This window comes from Parafrankia sp. EAN1pec, from assembly GCF_000018005.1.
In the GTDB taxonomy this organism is placed as follows: Bacteria; Actinomycetota; Actinomycetes; order Frankiales; family Frankiaceae; genus Parafrankia; species Parafrankia soli.
Genome location: NC_009921.1, coordinates 8347261 through 8366823, shown reverse-complemented (window position 1 = coordinate 8366823; position 19563 = coordinate 8347261). Strand labels below are relative to the sequence as shown.

The 19563-nt window shown below is 72.0% G+C and carries 15 protein-coding genes and 1 pseudogene; 8 read left to right on the top strand and 8 right to left on the bottom strand.

Annotated features, from left to right (window positions below; translation table 11 throughout):
- The first annotated feature begins 361 nt into the window (after positions 1-361).
- Complete coding sequence (locus FRANEAN1_RS34270; protein ID WP_020464264.1) at positions 362-1693, top strand: HNH endonuclease signature motif containing protein; 1332 nt, start codon at positions 362-364, stop codon at positions 1691-1693.
- On the opposite strand, the gene FRANEAN1_RS40050 is transcribed toward FRANEAN1_RS34270, so the two are convergent.
- Both FRANEAN1_RS40050 and FRANEAN1_RS34265 read right to left on the bottom strand, forming a co-directional pair.
- On the bottom strand, positions 1690-2256 hold the full coding sequence (locus tag FRANEAN1_RS40050) for a GNAT family N-acetyltransferase (protein WP_020464263.1): 567 nt from the start codon (positions 2254-2256) through the stop codon (positions 1690-1692). The genes FRANEAN1_RS34270 and FRANEAN1_RS40050 overlap by 4 nt on opposite strands.
- A 12-nt stretch (positions 2257-2268) precedes the next feature.
- Positions 2269-3357, bottom strand: a complete 1089-nt coding sequence (locus FRANEAN1_RS34265) for an Lrp/AsnC family transcriptional regulator (RefSeq protein WP_063748364.1) — start codon at positions 3355-3357, stop codon at positions 2269-2271.
- 235 nt (positions 3358-3592) lie between these two features.
- On the opposite strand from FRANEAN1_RS34265, the pseudogene FRANEAN1_RS44405 reads away from it, so the two are divergent.
- A pseudogene (locus FRANEAN1_RS44405) lies at positions 3593-5139 on the top strand (MFS transporter).
- A gap of 30 nt (positions 5140-5169) precedes the next feature.
- Here the strand turns inward: FRANEAN1_RS44405 and FRANEAN1_RS34255 are convergent.
- The 5 genes from FRANEAN1_RS34255 to FRANEAN1_RS34235 form a co-directional block, all read right to left on the bottom strand.
- Positions 5170-6408, bottom strand: coding sequence for a cytochrome P450 (locus tag FRANEAN1_RS34255; protein ID WP_020464260.1), 1239 nt, complete (start codon positions 6406-6408; stop codon positions 5170-5172).
- 67 nt (positions 6409-6475) lie between these two features.
- Positions 6476-7984 (bottom strand): aldehyde dehydrogenase family protein, encoded by a 1509-nt coding sequence (locus tag FRANEAN1_RS34250; RefSeq protein ID WP_020464259.1) that lies wholly within the window; start codon positions 7982-7984, stop codon positions 6476-6478.
- Between the two features lie 18 nt (positions 7985-8002).
- Positions 8003-8335: a DUF4286 family protein gene (locus FRANEAN1_RS34245; protein ID WP_020464258.1), complete on the bottom strand. Its 333-nt coding sequence runs from the start codon at positions 8333-8335 to the stop codon at positions 8003-8005.
- Positions 8336-8519: 184 nt separating this feature from the next.
- Complete coding sequence (locus FRANEAN1_RS34240; RefSeq protein WP_020464257.1) at positions 8520-10001, bottom strand: aldehyde dehydrogenase; 1482 nt, start codon at positions 9999-10001, stop codon at positions 8520-8522.
- A gap of 380 nt (positions 10002-10381) precedes the next feature.
- Positions 10382-11056, bottom strand: a complete 675-nt coding sequence (locus FRANEAN1_RS34235; protein WP_020464256.1) for a TetR/AcrR family transcriptional regulator — start codon at positions 11054-11056, stop codon at positions 10382-10384.
- Between the two features lie 344 nt (positions 11057-11400).
- Here FRANEAN1_RS34235 and FRANEAN1_RS34230 point away from each other — a divergent pair, with 344 nt between their 5' ends.
- Positions 11401-13104: an amidohydrolase family protein gene (locus FRANEAN1_RS34230; protein WP_020464255.1), complete on the top strand. Its 1704-nt coding sequence runs from the start codon at positions 11401-11403 to the stop codon at positions 13102-13104.
- Positions 13101-13883 (top strand): SDR family oxidoreductase, encoded by a 783-nt coding sequence (locus FRANEAN1_RS34225; protein WP_020464254.1) that lies wholly within the window; start codon positions 13101-13103, stop codon positions 13881-13883. Before FRANEAN1_RS34230 ends, FRANEAN1_RS34225 begins: the two co-directional genes overlap by 4 nt.
- Before the next feature lie 46 nt (positions 13884-13929).
- Here FRANEAN1_RS34225 and FRANEAN1_RS34220 read toward each other — a convergent pair whose 3' ends face one another.
- A complete protein-coding gene (locus tag FRANEAN1_RS34220; RefSeq protein WP_020464253.1) occupies positions 13930-14745 on the bottom strand; it encodes a GntR family transcriptional regulator in 816 nt (271 codons plus the stop codon).
- 71 nt (positions 14746-14816) lie between these two features.
- Between FRANEAN1_RS34220 and FRANEAN1_RS34215 the strand changes: the two genes are divergently transcribed.
- Genes FRANEAN1_RS34215 through FRANEAN1_RS34200 form a run of 4 tightly spaced genes read left to right on the top strand, consistent with a single transcriptional unit; the run spans position 14817 to position 19466 of the window.
- Positions 14817-15965: an acyl-CoA dehydrogenase family protein gene (locus FRANEAN1_RS34215; RefSeq protein ID WP_041255109.1), complete on the top strand. Its 1149-nt coding sequence runs from the start codon at positions 14817-14819 to the stop codon at positions 15963-15965.
- Between the two features lie 32 nt (positions 15966-15997).
- Complete coding sequence (locus FRANEAN1_RS34210; protein WP_347177276.1) at positions 15998-17071, top strand: acyl-CoA dehydrogenase family protein; 1074 nt, start codon at positions 15998-16000, stop codon at positions 17069-17071.
- The gene (locus FRANEAN1_RS34205) at positions 17068-18273 is read left to right on the top strand and encodes an acyl-CoA dehydrogenase family protein (protein ID WP_020464250.1); all 1206 of its coding nucleotides are present in this window, start codon (positions 17068-17070) and stop codon (positions 18271-18273) included. Before FRANEAN1_RS34210 ends, FRANEAN1_RS34205 begins: the two co-directional genes overlap by 4 nt.
- On the top strand, positions 18270-19466 hold the full coding sequence (locus tag FRANEAN1_RS34200; RefSeq protein WP_020464249.1) for an acyl-CoA dehydrogenase family protein: 1197 nt from the start codon (positions 18270-18272) through the stop codon (positions 19464-19466). Before FRANEAN1_RS34205 ends, FRANEAN1_RS34200 begins: the two co-directional genes overlap by 4 nt.
- The last annotated feature ends 97 nt before the right edge of the window (positions 19467-19563 follow it).

The following is a 19563-nucleotide window of genomic DNA, read 5'->3' as shown; positions in this document are numbered from 1 at the left end:
GGCGAAGGCGGACAGCACGCGACAGGCCACGATCAGCCCGACCGGGAAGATATCGGCGATCCGAGGGCGGTGACGGGATATGCAAGACGCGCTCCTTCCGGAGGCGGTGCACAGTCTCCGGGCCCTGCTGACAGTCTCGACAAATATTGTACCCGCGGTCCCGGTAGGCGACTCACTGCTACTACGTTAAGCGAAACGTATCAACCATTCCGTAGAGTCCGCCGCCCGTTCGCAACGAGAAATCTTCCTGGGTGAATGTGGACTTGGTGTGGTCTCGTCTGGTTCGCGCTTGTCGGGGTGGCCCGGACACTCCTATGGTCGAACGTGTGTTCGATCTTATTGTGGGGTGGGTGTCGGCGCCATGAATACCGCGCGGAGTGTGCAGGTCGACGGGGACGGTTCCAGTCCGGTTGACGTGCCGGAGCAGGAGAGAACGTTCGAGGGGCGGGTGCGTGGGCTGCTGGTGCGGATCGGTGCGGCGGTCCGGTCGATAGCGGCGGGGAACGCGGACCTGCTGGGGCTGTTGGCGCAGTTCGCCGACCTGCGGCCCCCGGCGGCCGGCCGGGAGGTTCTGTTCGACGAGTTCGCTCCTGAGGATGTCGCGGCGGTGCTGGGGGTGTCCCCGCAGGCCGCGGCGAGTCAGATGCTGTTCGCGTGCACGGTGGCGCGCCGGCTGCCCCACGCGGTGGAGGCGTTGAAGGCCGGGGTGCTGGACGTGCAGCGGCCGCGTTCGTTGGAGAACGCGGTCCGTCCGCTCGACGGTCCGCTCGCGGCGCAGGTCGAGGCCCGTGTGCTGGCCGGGGGTGCGCGGCCGACCCGGGGGGCGTTCACGGATGCGTGCCGTCGTGCCGTGCACACGGTGGACCCGGCCGGCGCGGCCGAACGCGCGCGGGCCCGGAAGAAGGAACGGCGGGTACGGGTGTCACCGGGGGAGGACGGGACGAGTTGCCTGTCGGCGGTGCTGCCCGCCGAGGAGGCGACCGCCTGCTACCAGCGGGTCGATCAGATCGCCCAGGGGATCGCCGCGCACCGAACGGCCGAGGACAGTCGCAGTCGTGACCAGATCCGCGCGGATGTCCTCGTCGATCTCCTCTGCGGGCGGACCGAGCATGCGGTGCCGCTGCCGTGCGAGGTGCAGGTCGTGGTCCCGGTGACGGTGCTGCTGGGGTTGGCGGAGGATCCCGGGGAGATCCCCGGGTACGGGCCGGTCCCCGCGGCGGTGGCCCGGGAGATGGCCGCACGGCCGGGGTCGACGTGGCGGCGGATCCTCACCGACCCTCAGGGCACGCTCGTCGAGATCGCCGACCGGCGCCTACCGACCGCGGCTCAGGCCCGGCATGTGCGGGCACGGAACCGTAGCTGTGTCTTCCCGGGCTGCGCGCGTACGTCGCGACGCGCGGATATCGACCACACGGTGGCGCATGCGAGCGGCGGGTCGACGCTCACCCGGAACCTCGGGCCTACGTGCCGCAAGCATCACCGCATGAAGCACTCCGGCCGTTGGCGGCTGACACAACCGCGGGAAGGAACGTTCGTCTGGACGGGTCCGTTCGGGGCGACGCTCGTCACCCACCCACATTCATACATCGAACCGCAGAACAAGGCCGGTACGACGGGAGGGGGTGGTGATGAACCGTCGGGCCACACCGCCTCGGGGTGGAAAATACCCCACGACACACAGCCACCCTTCTAACCCCCACCACACCAGAAACCAGGCTCCGGAATTCCAGCATCGAGCGCGGTGCGCTCTTGAGTGCCCGCTGTGGATCTCGGTGGCGTGTACTGCGTGTGGTCTGTTTCTGATCTTCGCGGTGTGGTGGGGCGGTCTGGCGGGGCTGTGCCGGGTGGTCCGGACATGGCGCGCTCGCGCCGGTATCCCTGTTCGACCCAACCAGGCGGCCAACTGGGCGGGCTCGGCGGGTGAACCCGAGACTCGTAGAGCCGGATCGCACTGGTGTTAGTGGCGGTGGTGTGCAGGAACGGCGTCTCGCCGCGGGCCCGGATGCCCGCGACCACCGTTGTCACCAGGCGTCCTCGGGAACATCGTCTGCGTCGAGCACCGCGATGTCCGTGTCCGGGCCCGAGGAGCTCCGCGAGGTTCTGCCAGGCGGCGGGGTCTGTCTGGGCGGCCAGCGCGGCGAAGACCGTGATGTCGCTCCGGTAACGCGCTGCCTGGCCGTGTACCTCGGCACACGAGGCGTGTGGTCCGGTCGGCGCCGCCCAGACCGGATTGTCCAGGACGTCGTGTAAAGGCATTCGATCCCGTCCTCAGTCCATACCGGCGCGGTCGTCCGGACCGTAGCGCCTGCCGCTTGCCGACAGCTGGGCCGACTCCGCGCCGACAGCGCTCAGGTGCCCCCGGACGCCGGCGGCGGGGACGAGTCGACCGTGCGCGATGACCGACGCGGCCTGCTTCAGTCGCTGGACTCTGATGCTGACCGCGTAGGTGTGGATGCCCGGGATCCGCGCCAGGCGGGAGGTCAGGTAGTCGTAGAGATCCTCGACGCCGCGACAGATCGCGATGGCCATCAGGTTGTCGCGCCCGCTTGTGGCGCCCACGAAGGCGATCTCGTCATGACGGGCGAGATCCTCGCTCACGCTCCGGATGTGAGCCGGCGAGACGCGCAGCCAGAGCGTGGCGTTGATCTTGTACCCAAGCCGTTCCGGCAGGAGGTCTACTCCGTAGAGGAGAGTTCCCGCGGACTCCAGCGCCTCCAGCCGGCGGGCCACCCGGGACATGGACCATCCGGTCGCCGCGGCGAGGTGGGTGTGAGTGACGCGGCCGTCCTCGCCGAGCGCCCGCAGCAGGGGGAGATCCTGCTCGGACGGAGTCAGGAGCGGGCCGGGCGGTCTGCGGGGCGGCTCGTCGCGGAGAAGGCAACGGACCTGCTCCGGGGTGAGGTAGGCGCCGTACCCCGTCCAGTCCGGCGCGCCGGGCTCGCCGGACGCGTGGATCAGCAGGTCGACGGTGATGGCGAGGACGGCCGCGGACCGGGGCAGCTGCCGCAGCAGCAGGCCCTCGTGCTGGTCGCCGACGGGTGCGTGGATCATGCAGATGATCTCCGTGCCGCCGGACGCGATGCTGACGTAGGTGATCTCCGGCTGGCGGACCAGGGCGCTGGCGAGCTGACTGACGCGGTCAGGTCGGCAGTGGATGCGGGCGACCCACTGGGCGTGCCCGTGGACCCGGGGGTTGACCAGACCGACCACGCGCACGACTCCGCTGCGACGCAGGGCGTGGTAGCGGCGGGCGGCCGTCTGCTCCGAGACGTCGGTGGCCTCTCCGATGCGTCGGAATGACGCGCGTGGCGCGATCTGGAGCGCGTGGAGGATCTGTGCGTCCAGGTGGTCTGTCATGAGGGAAGTTTGCATGCCATGGGCGGGCAACCGGGGGCTCCTGCACATTTTCGGCGTCCGCTTTGGAGATTCCTTGATCCGGTCGTGATGCTGGCAGGGCGGCAGCAAGGGCAACAGCACCTCCGGGCCCGCCCCACCACCGTCAGCAGACCTGAGCGCGCGGCGTGAAGCGCTGCAAGGAGAACATGTGAACGCAACGGCGCACACCGCCGTCCGGCGGCCGGTCACCCTGGCCATGGCCTGTCTCGGCGTCTTCGTCGCATACCTGCCGGTCACCACGGTCTCGGTCAGCCTGCCGGCCATACAGCAGGCGCTCGGCGCGTCGACCGCCCAGCTCTCCTGGATCTCCGACGCGTTCGTCCTGCCCATGGCCGCGCTCATCCTCAGCACCGGCGTGTTCGGTGACGTCCATGGCCGGAAGAAGGTCTACCTGGCGGGGCTGGCCTGCTGCGCCGCCGGCGCGGCGATCGCGCTGAGCGCGACGTCCGTGCAGGTGATCTGGGTCGGCCAGGCGTTCTCGGGCGTGGGTGCGGCGGCGCTGCTGCCCACCACGCTGGCACTGATCAGCGACGCGGTCCCGGACTTCCGGGAGCGGGGCAGGTTCATCGGCATGTGGGCGATGTCCCTGATGGGCGCGCTCGCCGTCGGCCCGCTGATCGCGGGCGTGCTGCTCGATCACGTCGGCTGGCGCTGGATCACCTGCCGTCGATCCCCGTCGCGCTGCTGGCGCTCGTGGTCGGGGCGACGACGCTGTCCGACTCACGGGCCGCGGCGCACGGTCGCCACCTGGACTGGCCCGGCCAGATCACGGCCGCCGTGGCGATCATCGGACTGGTGTACGGAGTCATCGAGGGCGGAGCCGGGTCCTTCACCGAGGCGCGGGTCGTCGTTGCGCTTGCCGTGGCCGTTGTCGCCGGTGCCGCCTTCGTCATGGTCGAACGGCGCAGCACCAGCCCGATGCTCGACCTGCGGCTTTTCCGCAGCCCGGGGTTCACCGCCACAACGCTCGTCGCGATGATCAGCTTCCTGGGTCTGATCGGCTTCTTCTTCGTGCTCAGCCTCTATTTCGGCATGGTGCAGCAGCTCGACACGCTCCAGGCAGGCTGGCGGCTGCTGATGGTGACGCTGCCGGCGCTTCTCGTCGGCGGCCCGGTCGGACACCTCCTCCACAGAACGTCCGCCCGGATCCTGATCACCGGTGGGCTGCTCGTGGTAACCGGTTCGTTGGCGTCGCTCCTCACGGTGGACGCGGACACCTCGTTCGTCTCGATCGCCTGGCGGCTGGTCCTGATGGGGCTGGGTATGGGCACGGTCATCACGCCGATGACGGCCACCGCCGTCGCCTCCGTGCCCTACCCGCTGGCGGGGATGGCGGCGGCGGGTAACAACGCCTTCCGACAGGTCGGTGGCGCACTCGGCCCCGCGGTCCTCGGCACGCTGCTCACCACCCGCGCGTTGGACACCCTCCCGGGCCATCTCGCCGACGCCGGTCTCCCGACCGCGGATCAGCAGCGAGCGGTCGCCCTGGCCGAGGCGGGCGGACTGAACGCCGTTGCCGCGAATGTCGATGCGGGCTCCGCCCGGGTCATGGCCGCGCTGGGAGACTCCTTCCTCGACGGCCTGCACCTGTGCCTGCTGGTGGCCGCGGTGCTCACCCTGATCGCGGCCGTGGTCGCCCTCGTAATGCTGGGTCGCCCGAGCCCCGCGTCGATCGGCACGGCGCAGCGGACAGGCCCCGGCAGCGAACCCGTCCGGGAGACCGTGCGGAGCGCGCGTCCCTGATCAACCGGCCGGCGGCTCCGGTGCCCGGGGTCAGCCGACCGGCGCGGAACGGGGGCCGGGGGTGAAGGTGATGGGGACGTGCAGGGGCGCCCGGGTGAGGGTCGAGTGGAAGTGGATGTCGGCATCCTCGCGGAGGCGGATGTCGTCCATCCGCCGAAGCAGCTCCTCGAGGGCGATCCGCATGTTCAGCCGGGCGACGTTCGAGCCGAGGCAGCGGTGCGGCCCGGCGCCGAACGCGAGATGGCGGTTCGGCGAGCGGTCGATGTCGAAGGTCTTCGGGTTCGTGAACTCGGCGTCGTCGTGGTTGGCGGAGGCCCAGTAGATGAGGACCCGGTCGCCCTTGCTGATCTGCTTGCCGTCGAGCTCGATGTCCCGGGTGGCGGTCCGGGCGATCGCGATGAACGGCCCGTCGAGCCGCAGCAGCTCCTCCACCCCGGCGGGAATCCGCTCAGGATGCGCGCGCAGGTAGGCGGGGATCTCCGGCTGCCGGCTGAAACGCAGCAGCATCAGACCGAGCGCCCCGGCCGTCGTCTCGAGCCCACCCAGGATGAGGAGCTGGACGATGCCGACGATCTCCTTCTGGGTCAGCGGGCGGCCCTCGAACTCCGCCTTGAGGAGGGCGTCGACGACGTCACCGCGGGGCGGGCGCTGCCGCCGCTGCTCGACGAAACCGTTGATCCACTCGGAGAGACCGGCCCAGCACTCCTTACCGATCGGGTCGTTCGGAATGGAGGCCTTGGACGCGAGGAAGGAGACCTTGTCGAGGTCCTCGGTGGGGGCGTCCAACGCGAACTTGAAGAACGACAGGCTCGGGAACGGGCGGGCGAAGTCGTCCATGAACTCGCACTCGCCGCGCTCGATGAACTCGTCGATGAGGTCGGTGACGAGCGCGCGGGCCGGGGCCTCCCAGCCCGCGATCGCTTTCGGCGTGAAGTGCGAGTTGACCAGCTTCTTGTAGACGCGCTGCTCCGGCGGGTCGACCTCGACCGGGATGTTACGGACGTGCGTCGTGCTCGGCGGGATCGCCAGGCCGTAGGCGGAGCTGAACGACTCCCAGTCCTGGGCGACGTCGAGGACGTCCCCGTACTTCGTCACCACCCAGAAGCCGCCGTGCTGCCCGGTGTGCGTGACCGGGCATAAGGTCCGCATCCGGTCCATAGTCTCGGGAAAGACGGCCGCGAGGTCAGTGGAGAGGTGGTCGAAGTCCTTCAGGCACCATTCGTCGGGCATCGGAGCGGCGGCGGCGGCAGGCGTGGGCATCTGGTTCATCACTTTCTCCGAGACGTTCACGGGTGGTTGTGTCGTTTCCGTAGGCGCCCGCACCCGGCCGCCCGGATCAGGCCATGTCGATCCAGACCGACTTGACGTTGAGGTACTCGTCGAGGGCCTGGTGTCCCATTTCTCGGCCCCAGCCGCTGGTCTTGTATCCACCGAAGGGGACGGCAGGGTCCATGAGGTTGAAGTTGTTCACCCACACCGTTCCGGCCCGCAGGTCGCGCGCCAGCCGGTGGGCCTTGCCGACGTCCCTGGTCCACACCCCGCCGGCCAGGCCGAACTGGGTGTCGTTGGAGCGGGCCGTCACCTCTTCGACCGAGTCGAAGGGCAGCACGCAGGCGACGGGACCGAAGATCTCCTCCCGGACCACCCGCATCTCGTCGTGCACGTCGGTGAGGACGGTCGGCGCGACGAAGTACCCCCGAGCCAGGTCGTCGGTCTCGATGCGGGCACCGCCGGCGGCGGCCCGCGCGCCCTCCTCCCTGGAGAGGTCGAGGTAGCCGACGACGCGCTCGAGCTGCTCGGCCGAGACCAGCGGCCCGATCCTGGTCTTCGGGTCGAGGCTGTTGCCGACCTGCAGGTTCGCGGTGAACGTGGCGATCCGCTCGACGAACTCGTCGTGGATCGACCGCTCGACGAAGATGCGGGTTCCCGCGCAGCAGATCTGGCCGGAGTTCGTGAACACTGCCATCGCCGCGCCGGGCACCGCCCGATCCAGGTCCGCGTCGGCGAAGACCACATCGGGCGACTTGCCGCCCAGCTCCAGGGAGACCCGCTTCAGGTTGCCGGCCGCCGCCCGCACGATGTGCTGCCCGGTCGTCGTGGACCCGGTGAAGGCCACCTTGTCGACGTCCGGGTGCTCGGACAGGGCCGCGCCGGCCGTCTCCCCGGGGCCGGTCACGATGTTCACCACGCCGGGCGGGATCCCGACCTCGGTGAGCAGCTCACCGAGCCGCAGCGCGGCGAGGCTGGCCTCCTCGGCGGGCTTGAGCACCATCGTGCACCCCGCCGCCAGCACGGGCGCGATCTTCCAGATGGCGTTGCTGACCGGCCGGTTCCAGGGCACGATCGCGGCTACCACCCCGATCGGCTCCTTGAGCGTGTAGCTGAGGACCTGGCGCGGGATCGAGTTGGGGATGGTCTCCCCGTGGATCTTGGTAACCCAGCCGGCGAAGTAGCGCAGGACGCCGGCCTCCCAGGACGAGCCCGGCTTCGTCCCGGGGCGGCGGCGCCCGATCGGCGCGCCCATGTCGAGCGCCTCGAGCAGCTTCAGCTCCTCCTGGTGGGCCGTGACCGCGTCCGCGAACGCCCAGATCAGGTCCTGCCGCTCACTGGGGAGCATGCGCCGCCACGGGCCCTCGAAGGCCGCGCGCGCCGCGGCGACGGCCCGGTTGACGTCCTCGGCGCCGCCCTCGGCCAATTCGGTCAGCGTCTCGCCGGTGGACGGGTTGATGCTGGGGAAGGTGCGGCCGGAGGCCGCGTCAGTCCATTCGCCGCCGATCAGCAACCGCCGCGGCCCGCCGTCGAGAAACGGGAGCGCCACCGCGTCGGGGGGCGTGAGTGTCGACACCGGTTCTCCTCTTTGCGGCTAGTCGATGAGCTCGTAGAAGGTCCGCAGTGGCGGCGGGTCGGTCTGCAGGGAGCTGCTGCGCCGGACGCGGCCCTCGTTGGAGCTGGTCCGCAGCGCCTGCAGCGGCGTGGCGAGGTCGTCAGCCTCGATCTCGTAGATGGTGATGTACTCGGGCGTCGCCGGATCGGCCGTCACGTCGGCGGTGTCGTGAACCCGGTAGCGGCGCGCGCCCACAAAACCGGGGATCGCGAGGATGTCGGGCACGTGCTCCTCGGAATACCACTTGTTGTACTCGTCCTCGCGCTCGGCGGAGACGGGACGGGTCTGCACGACCAGAATGCCCTTCGGCACGCAATCCTCCCGGTGTCGTTGGCGGCTGCCCGGGATGGTTCTCCGCGGCGGAAAGCGCGCCGACATCCCGGACGAGGTGGATGCTAAGCCGTGCTCTCCCGGCATGAGACGTTTTCCGGACCTGTCGGGGCGGCCCGCTGGAGGCCCCGCCGACGGCGGCACCCCCGGCGGCCCGCACCCGGTGTCACGGGGTCGGCTGGGACGCCGCCACGAGCGCGGCGGGAAGACCGATGCTGCGGGTCTCCAGGAAGCCGGCCAGGCCCTCGGGGCCGAGCTCACGGCCGAGACCGGACTGCTTGAACCCACCGAAGGGCACCAGCGGGAACGGCGGGTAGGCGCCGTTGACGGCCACGCTGCCGGTGCGGATGCGCCGGGCGACCTCCACGCCGCGTGCCGGGTCGGCCGACCACACACCACCGGACAGCCCGTACTGGGAGTCGTTCGCGATGCGGACCGCGTCGTCGATGTCGTCGTAGGGGAGGAAGCAGAGGACCGGCCCGAAGATCTCCTCCCGGGCGATCCGCATGTTGTTGTCGACGTCGCCGATGATGGTCGGGGCGACGTACCAGCCCCGCGGCAGGTGCTCCGGGCGGACGCCGCCGGCGACCACGCGGGCGCCGTCGCGCACCGCGCCCTCGATGTAGCCCTCGACCCGCGTCCGCTGCCGCTCGGCGACTAGGGGGCCGACGAAGACGGAGGGGTCGTGCGGGTCGCCGACCGAGACGCCCGCGGCGGCCGCGGCGGCGATCTCGAGCACCTTCTCGTAGCGCGAGCGCGGCACCAGGACGCGGGTGTGCGCACCGCAGACCTGGCCGGAGAGGTGCATGCCGCCGCGCACGACAGTCGGGACGACGGTGTCGAAGTCGGCGTCGTCGACCAGGATCGAGGCCGACTTGCCGCCCAGCTCGAGGGAGACCCGCCGGACGGCCTCGCCGCACAGGCTCATGATCCGCTGGCCGGCCGCCGTCGACCCGGTGAACGCGACCTTGGCGACGTCCGGGTGGGTGACCAGGTACTCGCCGACCTCGCGGCCGCCGGGGACGACGTTGACCACGCCGGGCGGCACACCCGCCTCGTCCATCGCGTCGGCGAGGATGAAGTTGCTCAGCGGGGCCTCGGGCGCCGGCTTGAGGACGACCGTGCAGCCGGCGGCCAGCGCCGGAGCGGCCTTCCACGCGGCCAGCGTGACCGGCGCGTTCCAGGGAACGATCGCGGCGACCACGCCGACCGGTTCCTGCGTCACCAGGGCGCCGCGGTCACCGGCCACCACGGTCCGCTCGAACTCGTAGCTGCGGGCCAGCTCGCTGTAGTACTCGAAGACGGGGGCGACCAGGCCGGTCTGGGCGGCCTTGGCCTGGCTGGTCGCGCAGCCCATCTCGTCGGTGGTGACCTGGGCGATCTCGGCTTCGTGCTTGCGCAGGGCCTCGGCGGCCCGGGCCAGGATGTCGGCTCGCTCGGCCGCGGACATCCGTGGCCAGGGGCCGTTCTCGAAGGCGTCGCGCGCGGCGCGGACCGCCCTGTCCATGTCCTCGCGGGTGGCTTCGGGTAACGCGCCCACGATCTCTTCGGTCGAGGGCGACACCACGTTCAGAGTCCCGGAGCCGGCCGGCGCGGCCCATGTCCCGTTGATATAGAACGCATCCCTGTACATCAGCCGGTCACGCACAGTGCCTCCCTGGGGGTGACTCTCGGCGGAGCCTAACACCATGAGCGAGTGCTCGCTAGCTTTAGTTGATCTTCGTTGGTGTGGTCCGCACTGGTCGTTGACCTTATCAACCATGTGAGTGCTTACTTGCTACCAACGTGCCAGATCGTCGGGCCAGGCGCTGGCCAGAGCGATTCGACGGGCCGGGGTGGCCGTCCCCTCACAGGTATTCCGGGCTGGCGCGGCCGGCCGGCATCCGACCGTCCGCCGGCGCTCGGGGGCCGGCGAGTGAAGCGAGTTGGCTCAGCCATCCTCTTGATCGCACACACAGCTCACTTCGGCGCTGACACCGCAGCGGGCGCAGGCGTCAGCTGGGAGGCCGGGCGACCGGCAGGGTGGGGTCAGCGGCGGCGGCGGGAGGGCTCGATGACGGGGAAGAAGCCCTTGATCGTGCTCTCGCTGATCAGGGCGACCGCCCGATCGCGGTTGAACAGGTCGTTGTGGCGGCTCTCCATGGCCAGGACGAGGGCGATGCCCATCACCGCGCGGGCGGAGAGGTCGGGCGACTCGAACTCGAATCCGTAGCGGTCCTCGACGTCGCGCCAGGCATCGGCGAGCCGGTCCATCGCGACCGCGAAGTGCTTGCGGTAGAACCGCCGGCCGACCTTCGGGTCGCCGAAGAGCACCAGGCCCAGCAGCGGGAGGACTTCCTCCAGGGTGGAGATGAGCTGGCGGTAGAGGCCGTTCATCGTCTGCAGCTGCCGCTCGGGGGTCAGCGGCTCCTCGAGATCGACGACCTCGGTCGCGGCGACGAGCTCGTCCACGGCCTCGCGCAGCGGCTCGACCACGGCCTCGTAGAAGAGCTGGTCCTTGCTCTCGAAATGGCGGTAGATCACGCCTTCGCTGATTCCGCCACGCTCGGCGATCGCCTTGATGGTCGTGCCGTTCATGTCGCCCGTCTCGATGAAGGCCTGGCGGGCGGCCTTGAGGATCGAGCGCTTGCGGGCCTCGGCGGTGAGCCGCCGAGGCCGTTGTGACCCGGCGGTGTCGGGGGAGTGGGCTACCTGCTCGGCCATGGTTCCTCCCGGCGCGCCTAGTACCACAGCTAGTGAATGAACGTACACTACTTCAGCTGGGTGAATCACCGGCGCCGAGAAACGCCGCGTCCTCGCGATTTCGGTGTCATGTGCGTCACTGCCGTCCGTGACATTGTTGTCCGTGCCACCGCCTGGCGGGCGCAGCTCGGCGGTCGTAGATCATGTGGGCTGCGGGTCGTCGGCGGCGGGTGCCCGGCTCCGTCGATCCACGAGCGGTGTCCGTGCTGCTTGACGGGACACGGCCAGCCTCCCTAGCATTTTTGATGAATGAGGACTTACTCACCAGTCGACCGCCCGTCCGGCGGACCGGAGGAACGGATGCCATGCACGACATCGTGATCTATGGCGGTGAGGTGGTCGACGGGACGGGTTCGCCGCCCCGTCGCGCGGACGTGGCGATCGACGGGGAGCGCATCACCGCGGTCGGTGAGGTCGGCGAGCGCGGCCGCCGCCAGATCGACGCCCGCGGGCGCCTGGTGACCCCGGGATTCGTCGACATCCACACCCACCTCGACGCGCAGCTCTTCTGGGACCCGGTGGCCAGCCCGTCCTCGTGGCACGGCGTGACCAGCATCGTCCTGGGTAACTGCGGCGTCACGTTCGCGCCCGTGCGGCCCGGCGAGCAGCGTTACCTCGCCGAGATGATGGAGTCCGTCGAGGACATCCCGGCCGACACGATCATGGACGGGATCGACTGGAGCTGGGAGAGCTACGGCGACTACCTGAAGGCGCTCGGCCGCCGGCAGCTCGGCGTCAACGTCGGCGGCATGATCGGCCACTGCGCGCTGCGCTACTACGTCATGGGCGCGCGCAGCCTGGACGAGGCCCCCGCCACCGACGAGGACATCGCCAGGATGGCGGCGGTCGTCGGCGAGGCGATCGACGGCGGCGCCCTCGGCTTCTCCACCTCCCGCAGCTTCATGCACACCGTGCCGGACGGCCGCGCCGTGCCGGGCACGTACGCCCTCGAGGCGGAGCTCGCCGCGATCGCCGGGGCCCTCGCCTCGCGCGGGCGCGGCACGATCGAGGTCGTCCCCCGCATCGGCGAGCGGGACGGACCGGAGCGGCAGAACTCCGTCGCCGAGCTGGCCTGGATGGAGGAGGTGAGCCGCGCCTCGGGGCGCCCGCTCACCTTCGCGATCATGCAGAGCGACCGCCGGCCCGGCCTGTGGTCCTGGGTGATGGACGAGGTGGCCGCCGCCCGCGGCCGCGGCGCCGACCTGCGTCCGCAGACCGCGGCCCGGGGCAGCGGCATCCTCTACGGGCTCGTCGGCCGCACGCCGTACGACGCGCTGCCGGGCTGGGCGAAGTTCATGGAGCAGCCGTGGGCGGAGCGGCTGGCGGCGCTCCGCGACGCCGAGGTGCGCCGCGCGCTGGTCGAGGAGGCGGAGAACCCGGTCGAGCTGTCGGGCCCGCTGGCGCCGAAGGACCCGTCGAAGCTGTATCTGCTCCCGCCCGGCCCGGCGCGGTACGACGTCGACCCGGGTAACAGCCTGGCGGCCGAGGCGGCTCGCCGCGGGGTCAGCCCGGCGGCGGCGTTCCTCGCCTGCACCCTGGAGACCGACGGCCGCGGGCTGCTCTACTACCCGGTGCTCAACCAGGACCTCGACGCCGTCGCCGCGATGATCACGAATCCGGACGTCGTCGTCGGCGTCGGGGACGCCGGCGCGCACGTGGCGCTCACCATGGACGCGGGCCAGCCCACCTTCCTGCTGCGGCACTGGGTGCGTGACAGGGGCCTGCTCGACGTCGGCACGGCGGTGCGCAAGCTGAGCTCCGAGGGGGCCGAGCTGTTCGGGCTCGCCGACCGGGGTGTCCTGAAGCCCGGCGCCTTCGCCGACGTCAACGTGATCGATCTTGATCGCCTCGACCTGGACACCCCCGAGATGCTCGCGGACTTCCCGCACGGGGCGAACCGGTTCGTCCAGCGTGCGCGGGGTTACGACTACACCCTCGTCAACGGCTGTGTCCTGATCGAGGGCGATGAGTTGACCGAGGAGCGTCCGGGACGGATCGTGACCGCATGACAGCGGTTCCCGACCAGTTCGGGTTGTTCGACCTGTTCGCCCTCAAGGACCGGGTCGCGGTGGTGACCGGCGCGTCGTCCGGCCTCGGCGCGGGCATCGCGCGGGCGCTGGCCACGGCCGGTGCCCGGGTGGCCGTGGTGGCGCGCCGCCGCGACCGGCTCCTCGCGCTCGCGGAGGAGCTGGGCGGCCTGGCCGTCGGCGCCGACCTGCTCGACCCGGAGCAGGTCGACGCGGTGGTGCCGCAGGTCGCCGCCGAGCTCGGCGGGCCGGAGATCCTGGTGAACGCCGCCGGCGCCCGCCTCACCGAGGAACGCGCCGAGAGCGAGCCGATCGACGCCATCAACCGGACCCTGGCGCTGAACCTGGTGGCTCCGCTCCGGCTCAGCCAGGCGGTGTTCCCGCACATGAAGGCGGCCGGGCGGGGCTCGGTGGTCAACATCTCGTCGATCAGCGGCATCGTCGGCGTCCCCGGCATCCCGCAGGCGTCGTACGCCGCGAGCAAGGCGGGGCTGTCCGGGCTCACCTCCGAGCTGGCCGTCCAGTGGGCGCGGCACGAGATCCGGGTCAACACCATCGCCCCGGGCTTCTTCCGTAGCGAGATCACCGACAGCCTGTACGACACCGAGAGCGGCCAGAACTGGCTGCGGCGGAACACCCCGCTGCCCGGCGACGGCCGGGTGGAGGACTTCCTCGGCGCGGTCCTGTGGCTGGTCAGCGACGCGGGCCGGTACGTGACCGGCCAGACCATCGCGGTGGACGGCGGCTGGACGGCCCGCTGACCGCCCACGCTCGACGTGCTGGCCCGGGCGCGCCGTACCGCCCGGGCTAGACGCGCCAGATGGGGTTCGGGACGGCGTCCGCCTGCCGGGACCTCGCGTCGGTGACGGTGACCACGCTGTCGTCGAACCGGTCGAGGAGGTAGGCCTGTGAGGCGGTGAGGTGGGCGCGGGTGATGCGCTCGGCCGCCGGCGCGCGGCCGGCCGTGATCTCGGTGAGGATCCGCCGGTGCGTGCGGACGACCTGCTCGGCCTCGACTTCGGCGGGGTACGCGCCCCTGCTGGCGGCCGACTCCGCCCAGGCCTGCTCCTGGGCGGACCACAGCGCCACCAGGCTGCTCACGATGTGGCGGATCGTGGCGTTCGGGGTGAGCGCGACGACGAGTTCGTGGAACTCGCGGGCGGCGTGCGTGAACGCGCTGCCGGTGCCCACGAACCCGGCCGTGGCCTCGACGTTCGCCCGCAGCACGGGGACGATCCGCTCGTGCCGGTCCGGCGCCGCCGCGCACTGTGCGGCGCACAGCGGCTCGAAGGTCTGCAGCCCGGTGGCCAGGTCGCCCAGCGTGACCCGGCCGGCCTGCAACGCGAGCCCGAGATGGTAGGCGGCGGACGCCTCGTCGGGGCGGTGCACCTCGGCGCCGCCGACCTTGCCGCGCCGCACGGTGACCAGGCCCTCGGTCTCCAGGATCCGGATGGCCTCCCGCACGGACGGATAGCTCACCCCGAACTCCTGGACGAGCTGGTCCTGGGTCGGGAGCTGGTATCCGTCCGTCCCGTCGCCGGCGAGGATGCGCGCACGCAGGGCCGCGGCAACGGTCTCGGCGATCCGAACCTGCGAGACGCGCCCGCGGCGGCTGATCGACACCCTGCGAGCATACCGCTCGTTATCCTTATAAGTATTGAAGGTTGACGCGATTCGGACTACTTTTCCGGTCCATGGAGTACGAGATGGGCGAGGGCGTGGCGACCCTGCGCCGGGAGCTTCGTCAGCTGGTCCGCGAGCACGTGCCACCCGACTTCCTCGGTGCCTTCACCGCCGACCCCGCTGACCTCGAGGTCGCCCAGGCGTTCTGCCGGACCCTCGCGGAGCGCGGCCTGCTGTGCATGGCCTGGCCCCGCGAGTTCGGCGGGCGCGAGTCGTCGCCGTGGGAGCAGATGGCCGTCCGCGAGGAGATGTGGGCCCTGCACGAGCCGCGCGGCGCGCAGTACATGGGCGTCAACTGGGTCGGTCCGACGATCATGCGGCACGGCACGGCCGAGCAGCAGGCCCGCCACCTGCCTCCGATCTCCCGCGGAGAGGTGATCTGGTGCCAGGGCTTCAGCGAGCCCGAGGCGGGCTCTGACCTCGCCTCCCTGCGCACCACCGCCCGCCGCGACGGCGACGGCTGGCGGGTCACCGGCCAGAAGGTCTGGACCTCCTACGCCACGATGGCGCAGTGGTGCTTCCTGCTGGCCCGGACCTCCAAGGGCGCCCGCCGGCAGCAGGGCCTCACGGTCTTCCTGGTGCCGATGTCCGACCCCGCGATCGAGGTCCGTCCCATCGCCAGCATGATCGGCCCGCACCACCTCAACGAGGTGTTCTTCGACGAGCTGCGGGTGACCGAGGCGGACGTCCTCGGCACCGTGGACGAGGGCTGGTCGCTCGTCCAGGAGGTGCTGGCCTTCGAACGGGTGGGTATCGCCCGCTACGCCCGGGTCGAGCGGCTGCTGCACGAGGCTCCCGCCGCCCTCGGTGACCAGTGGGAGAAGCTCCCCGAGGAGCTGCGCGGCCGCTGGGCCCGGATGCTCGTGCACGCCCGCCGGGCCCGGCTGCTCGCCTACCGCGTCGTGGCACTGCAGGCCAGCGGCCGGATCAGGCCCGACGACTCGGCCGCCTACCGGATCGCGGTGACCCGGCTGGACCAGGAGAGCGCGGAGGTGCTCATGGACATCGTCGCCGAGGCGTCCCTGCCCGACGAGGCGGGCCGCCGGTTCCGCCGCGCGGTCGCCGACCACCGGCGCTACTCGGTGTCGGCCACCGTGGCCTCGGGCAGCGTGGAGATGCAGCGGATCCTGATGGCGCGCGCCCTGCTGGCGGCGTCGTGACCGCCGTCCTGGGCACGGCCACGAGCACGGACATGAACACCGAGCTGAGCGACGAGGCCGCCGAGTACGGCCGGACGGCCCTGCGCGCCTTCGAGGCGGCCGGCGGCGACGAGCTCGTCCAGGCCGCCGAGCGGGAGCCGGAGAAGCGGGCCGGCCTGATCGAGCCGCTGCTCGACGAGATCGGCGCCTGGGAGCTCGACCCGCGCGCCGGCGGCGACGAACTGGAGGCCGCGGCCGCGCTGTGCCGGGCCGCCGGCTGGTGGGCGCTGCCCTACCCGCTGGCCGAGCGGCTGTGCCGGCCGGCGGACGGCTCCACGGCCGGCCTGGTCCTCGCCGCCGGGACCGGAGCCGGCGTCGGCACCGGCCCGACCCCGGCCGCCGCGGTCGCCGGGCTCGGCCAGCGCTGGTCGACGGTCACCCTGGACGGTCGCCGCGGCGTGGCCACCGCCCGCCCGCCGGCGGAGGGGCCCCGCTACGGCGCGTTCGTCGCCGAGCTCGACCCCGAGCCGGTCGCGACGTCCACCGGGACCGGGACCGGCACGGAGGATGGCACCGCCGACGGCCGCGCGGACGCCGCGCTCGCGCTGGTGCTGCCGTGCTGGACGCTGCTCGGCATGCTCGACCGGGCGCTCGACCTGACCCGGGCCCACGTCCTCGCCCGCCAGCAGTTCGGCCAGCCGCTGGCCCGGTTCCAGGGCGTGCAGTTCCAGCTGACCGACGCCGAGGTCGAGCGGGTCGGGGTCGAGGAGCTGGCCAAGTTCGCGCTGTGGAGCGTCCAGGCCGGCCACGGTGACGCCGTCGAGGACGCGCTCGCGCTGCGGCTCGCCGCCCTGGAGGCGGCCGACCTGGTGTTCCGGGTGACCCATCAGCTGCACGGCGCGATGGGCTTCTGCGACGAGACGACACTGTCGTGGATCTCCCGGTACAGCCAGCCCGTGCGCCGCCATCCGCTCAGCCTGTCGGCGACCCGTGACCACCTGACCCGCCGGATCGGCCGGGCGGGCCTGTCCGGTCCGTTCGCCGGGCCCGCGGGAGCCGCGGGAGCCGCCGCCCGTGCCGGCACGGGCGGCGGCACGGGTTCCGGTGAGGAGGGGCAGCCGCGATGAACACGTCCACCGAGGACCTGGCGGAGTTCCGCGCCGAGGTCCGCCGCTGGTGCCGGGAGCATGTGCCGGCCGACTGGCGGCGCGCGCAGACGGTCGCCGGCGACGCCGAGTTCGTGGCCTTCCAGCAGGCCTGGTTCCAGGAGCTGCGCACGGGCGGCTACGCCGTCCCGCACTGGCCCGCCGAGTGGGGCGGCGGCATGCCGGCCGCCCAGCAGGTGGTGCTGTACCAGGAGCTGGCGGCCCACGACGCGCCGCGACTGGTGCTCGGCTTCGTCTCCATCCACCATGCCGCCTCGACGCTGCTCGCCGCGGGCACCGACGAGCAGCGGGCGCGGCACCTGCCCGCGATCCTCGACGGCGAGATCTGGGTGCAGGGCTTCTCCGAGCCCGAGGCCGGATCCGACCTGGCCGGCCTGCGCACCACCGCGCGTCGCGAGGGCGACGGCTTCGTCGTCGACGGGCAGAAGCTGTGGGCCAGCGGCGCCGCGCACGCCGACTGGTGCCTGCTGCTGGCCCGCACCGATCCCGCCGCGCCCAAACGGCGCGGGATCTCCTACTTCCTGATGGACATGCGCTCACCCGGGCTGGACGTCCGTCCGGTGCGCAACGCGGCCGGCGAGTCGCACTTCTGCGAGATCTTCCTCAACGGGGTGGTGATCCCGGCCGAGAACCTGGTCGGCCCGGTGAACCAGGGCTGGCAGGTGGCCCAGGCGACGCTCAGCGCCGAGCGGGGGATGACGATGCTCGAACTGGCCGAACGGCTGGGCAACGCCGGGTTCCGCTGGCTGGTCGAGGCGTGCCGGGGGCCGGCACCCGGCGGGGGGCGGCTCGTCGACGATCCCCGGGTGCAGGACCGCCTGGCCGAGCTGGAGACCGAGATCGCCGGCCTGCGGGCGCTGTGCCTGGGGCTGGTCGAGCGGCACGAGGCCGGCACCGCCGGCCCGGCCGACGCCTCGGTCGTCAAGCTCTACTACAGCGAGCTGCTCCAGCGGACGATGGACTTCGCGGTCGAGGTCGCCGGGCTGCCGGCGCACACCGAGCTGCGCAAGCCGGCGTCCAGCGGCTGGGAGTCGGGGGCCTGGGTGCTGGACTTCATCGGTTCCTGGGAGTGGACGATCCCCGGCGGCACGAGCGAGATCCAGCGCACGATCATCGGTGAGCGCGGGCTCGGCCTGCCCCGTGAGCCGGTGGTGCCGGCATGAGCGCCGGTCCGGGCACCGCGGGCGCGCCGCAGGACGCGAGCACGCCGCAGGATGTGGACGACCTGCGCGAGCTGCACCGCGAGCTGCGTGACGTGGCGCGCGACATGCTCCGCAAGACCACCGGCCGCACCGGCGACGACGAGGCGCCCGTCCCGGTGGACTGGTCGCTGCTGGCCGGCTCCGGCTGGCTGGGGCTGGAGGTGCCCGAGGAGCTCGACGGCGCCGGCGCGACCTTCGCCGAGGTCGCGGTCGTGCTGCACGAGATCGGCCGGGCCGCCGCCAGCAGCGGTTACCTCGGCTCGGCCGTGCTCGGGGTCGGCGCGCTGCGCCTGCTCGAGCCCGGCGCCGGCCGGGACGAACTGCTGGCCGCGGTGGCCGCCGGCGAGCAGCGCCTCGCCGTCGCGCTGCCGGCCGGTGACGACGTCACCATCCCGTTCCACGTCCGCCCGGCGACGCCCGGCGACGCACCCGGTGCCGGCGGGGGCGCGCGGGTCGACGGCGCCGCCGGCTTCGTGCTCGACGCGGCCGAGGCCGACCAGCTGCTCCTGGTGGCCCTCGACCCGGCGGGCGTGCCCGTGGTGGTGCGGGTCCGCCCGGACGACCCCGGGGTCACCGTCACCGGGCAGCCGGTCGTCGACGAGACCCGCAGCCTGGGCATTGTCACCGTGGACGGCGCGGTGGTCGACGCCGGGTCAGTGTGGCAGTTCGGAACGGATCCGCAGGAGTCCGTCCGTCGCCTGCTGGACCGCGCGGCGCTGGCCGTGGCCTGCGACTGCCTAGGCCTGGCCGAGGCGATGCTCGAGGCCACCGTCGACTACGCCGGCACCCGGCGGCAGTTCGGACGTCCGATCGGGTCGTTCCAGGCGGTGAAGCACGCCTGCGCCGACATGTTCGTGCGGATCTCGGTGGGCCGGGAGCTGCTGGCGGCGGGGGTGGCCGCGGTGGCGTCCGACGACCCGCAGGCCGGGGTGGCCGTGTCGCGGGCGAAGTCCTACGTCTGTGTCGCGGCCGTCGACGTCGCCGGCCGGGCCATGCAGCTTCACGGCGGCATCGGGTACACCTGGGAGGGCGGCGTCCACGTATACCTCAAGCGGGCGCTGCTGGGCCGGGCGCTGTTCGGCGCGCCCGCCGCGCACCGTGCCCGCCTCGCCGCGCGGTTCGCCGAGTCGGCGGACGACCCGCTCACCGAGTAGACCGCTCACCGCGTAGGCGGACTGGCGGGCCTGGCGGCCCGGCCGGCGGGCTGGTCCCCGCGCCGGCCGGGCTCGCCGCCAGGTCCGCCCGCGGCGT

Bases quoted from the DNA above. Each gene is read 5' to 3' on its own strand.
- FRANEAN1_RS40050 (WP_020464263.1), bottom strand. From the start codon at position 2,256: ATGCCTTTACACGACGTCCTGGACAATCCGGTCTGGGCGGCGCCGACC.
- FRANEAN1_RS34225 (WP_020464254.1), top strand. From the start codon at position 13,101: ATGACAGCGGTTCCCGACCAGTTCGGGTTGTTCGACCTGTTCGCCCTC.
- FRANEAN1_RS34230 (WP_020464255.1), top strand. From the start codon at position 11,401: ATGCACGACATCGTGATCTATGGCGGTGAGGTGGTCGACGGGACGGGT.
- FRANEAN1_RS34255 (WP_020464260.1), bottom strand. From the start codon at position 6,408: ATGAACCAGATGCCCACGCCTGCCGCCGCCGCCGCTCCGATGCCCGAC.
- FRANEAN1_RS34210 (WP_347177276.1), top strand. From the start codon at position 15,998: ATGAACACCGAGCTGAGCGACGAGGCCGCCGAGTACGGCCGGACGGCC.
- FRANEAN1_RS34270 (WP_020464264.1), top strand. From the start codon at position 362: ATGAATACCGCGCGGAGTGTGCAGGTCGACGGGGACGGTTCCAGTCCG.
- FRANEAN1_RS34215 (WP_041255109.1), top strand. From the start codon at position 14,817: ATGGAGTACGAGATGGGCGAGGGCGTGGCGACCCTGCGCCGGGAGCTT.
- FRANEAN1_RS34205 (WP_020464250.1), top strand. From the start codon at position 17,068: ATGAACACGTCCACCGAGGACCTGGCGGAGTTCCGCGCCGAGGTCCGC.
- FRANEAN1_RS34265 (WP_063748364.1), bottom strand. From the start codon at position 3,357: ATGACAGACCACCTGGACGCACAGATCCTCCACGCGCTCCAGATCGCG.
- FRANEAN1_RS34235 (WP_020464256.1), bottom strand. From the start codon at position 11,056: ATGGCCGAGCAGGTAGCCCACTCCCCCGACACCGCCGGGTCACAACGG.
- FRANEAN1_RS34200 (WP_020464249.1), top strand. From the start codon at position 18,270: ATGAGCGCCGGTCCGGGCACCGCGGGCGCGCCGCAGGACGCGAGCACG.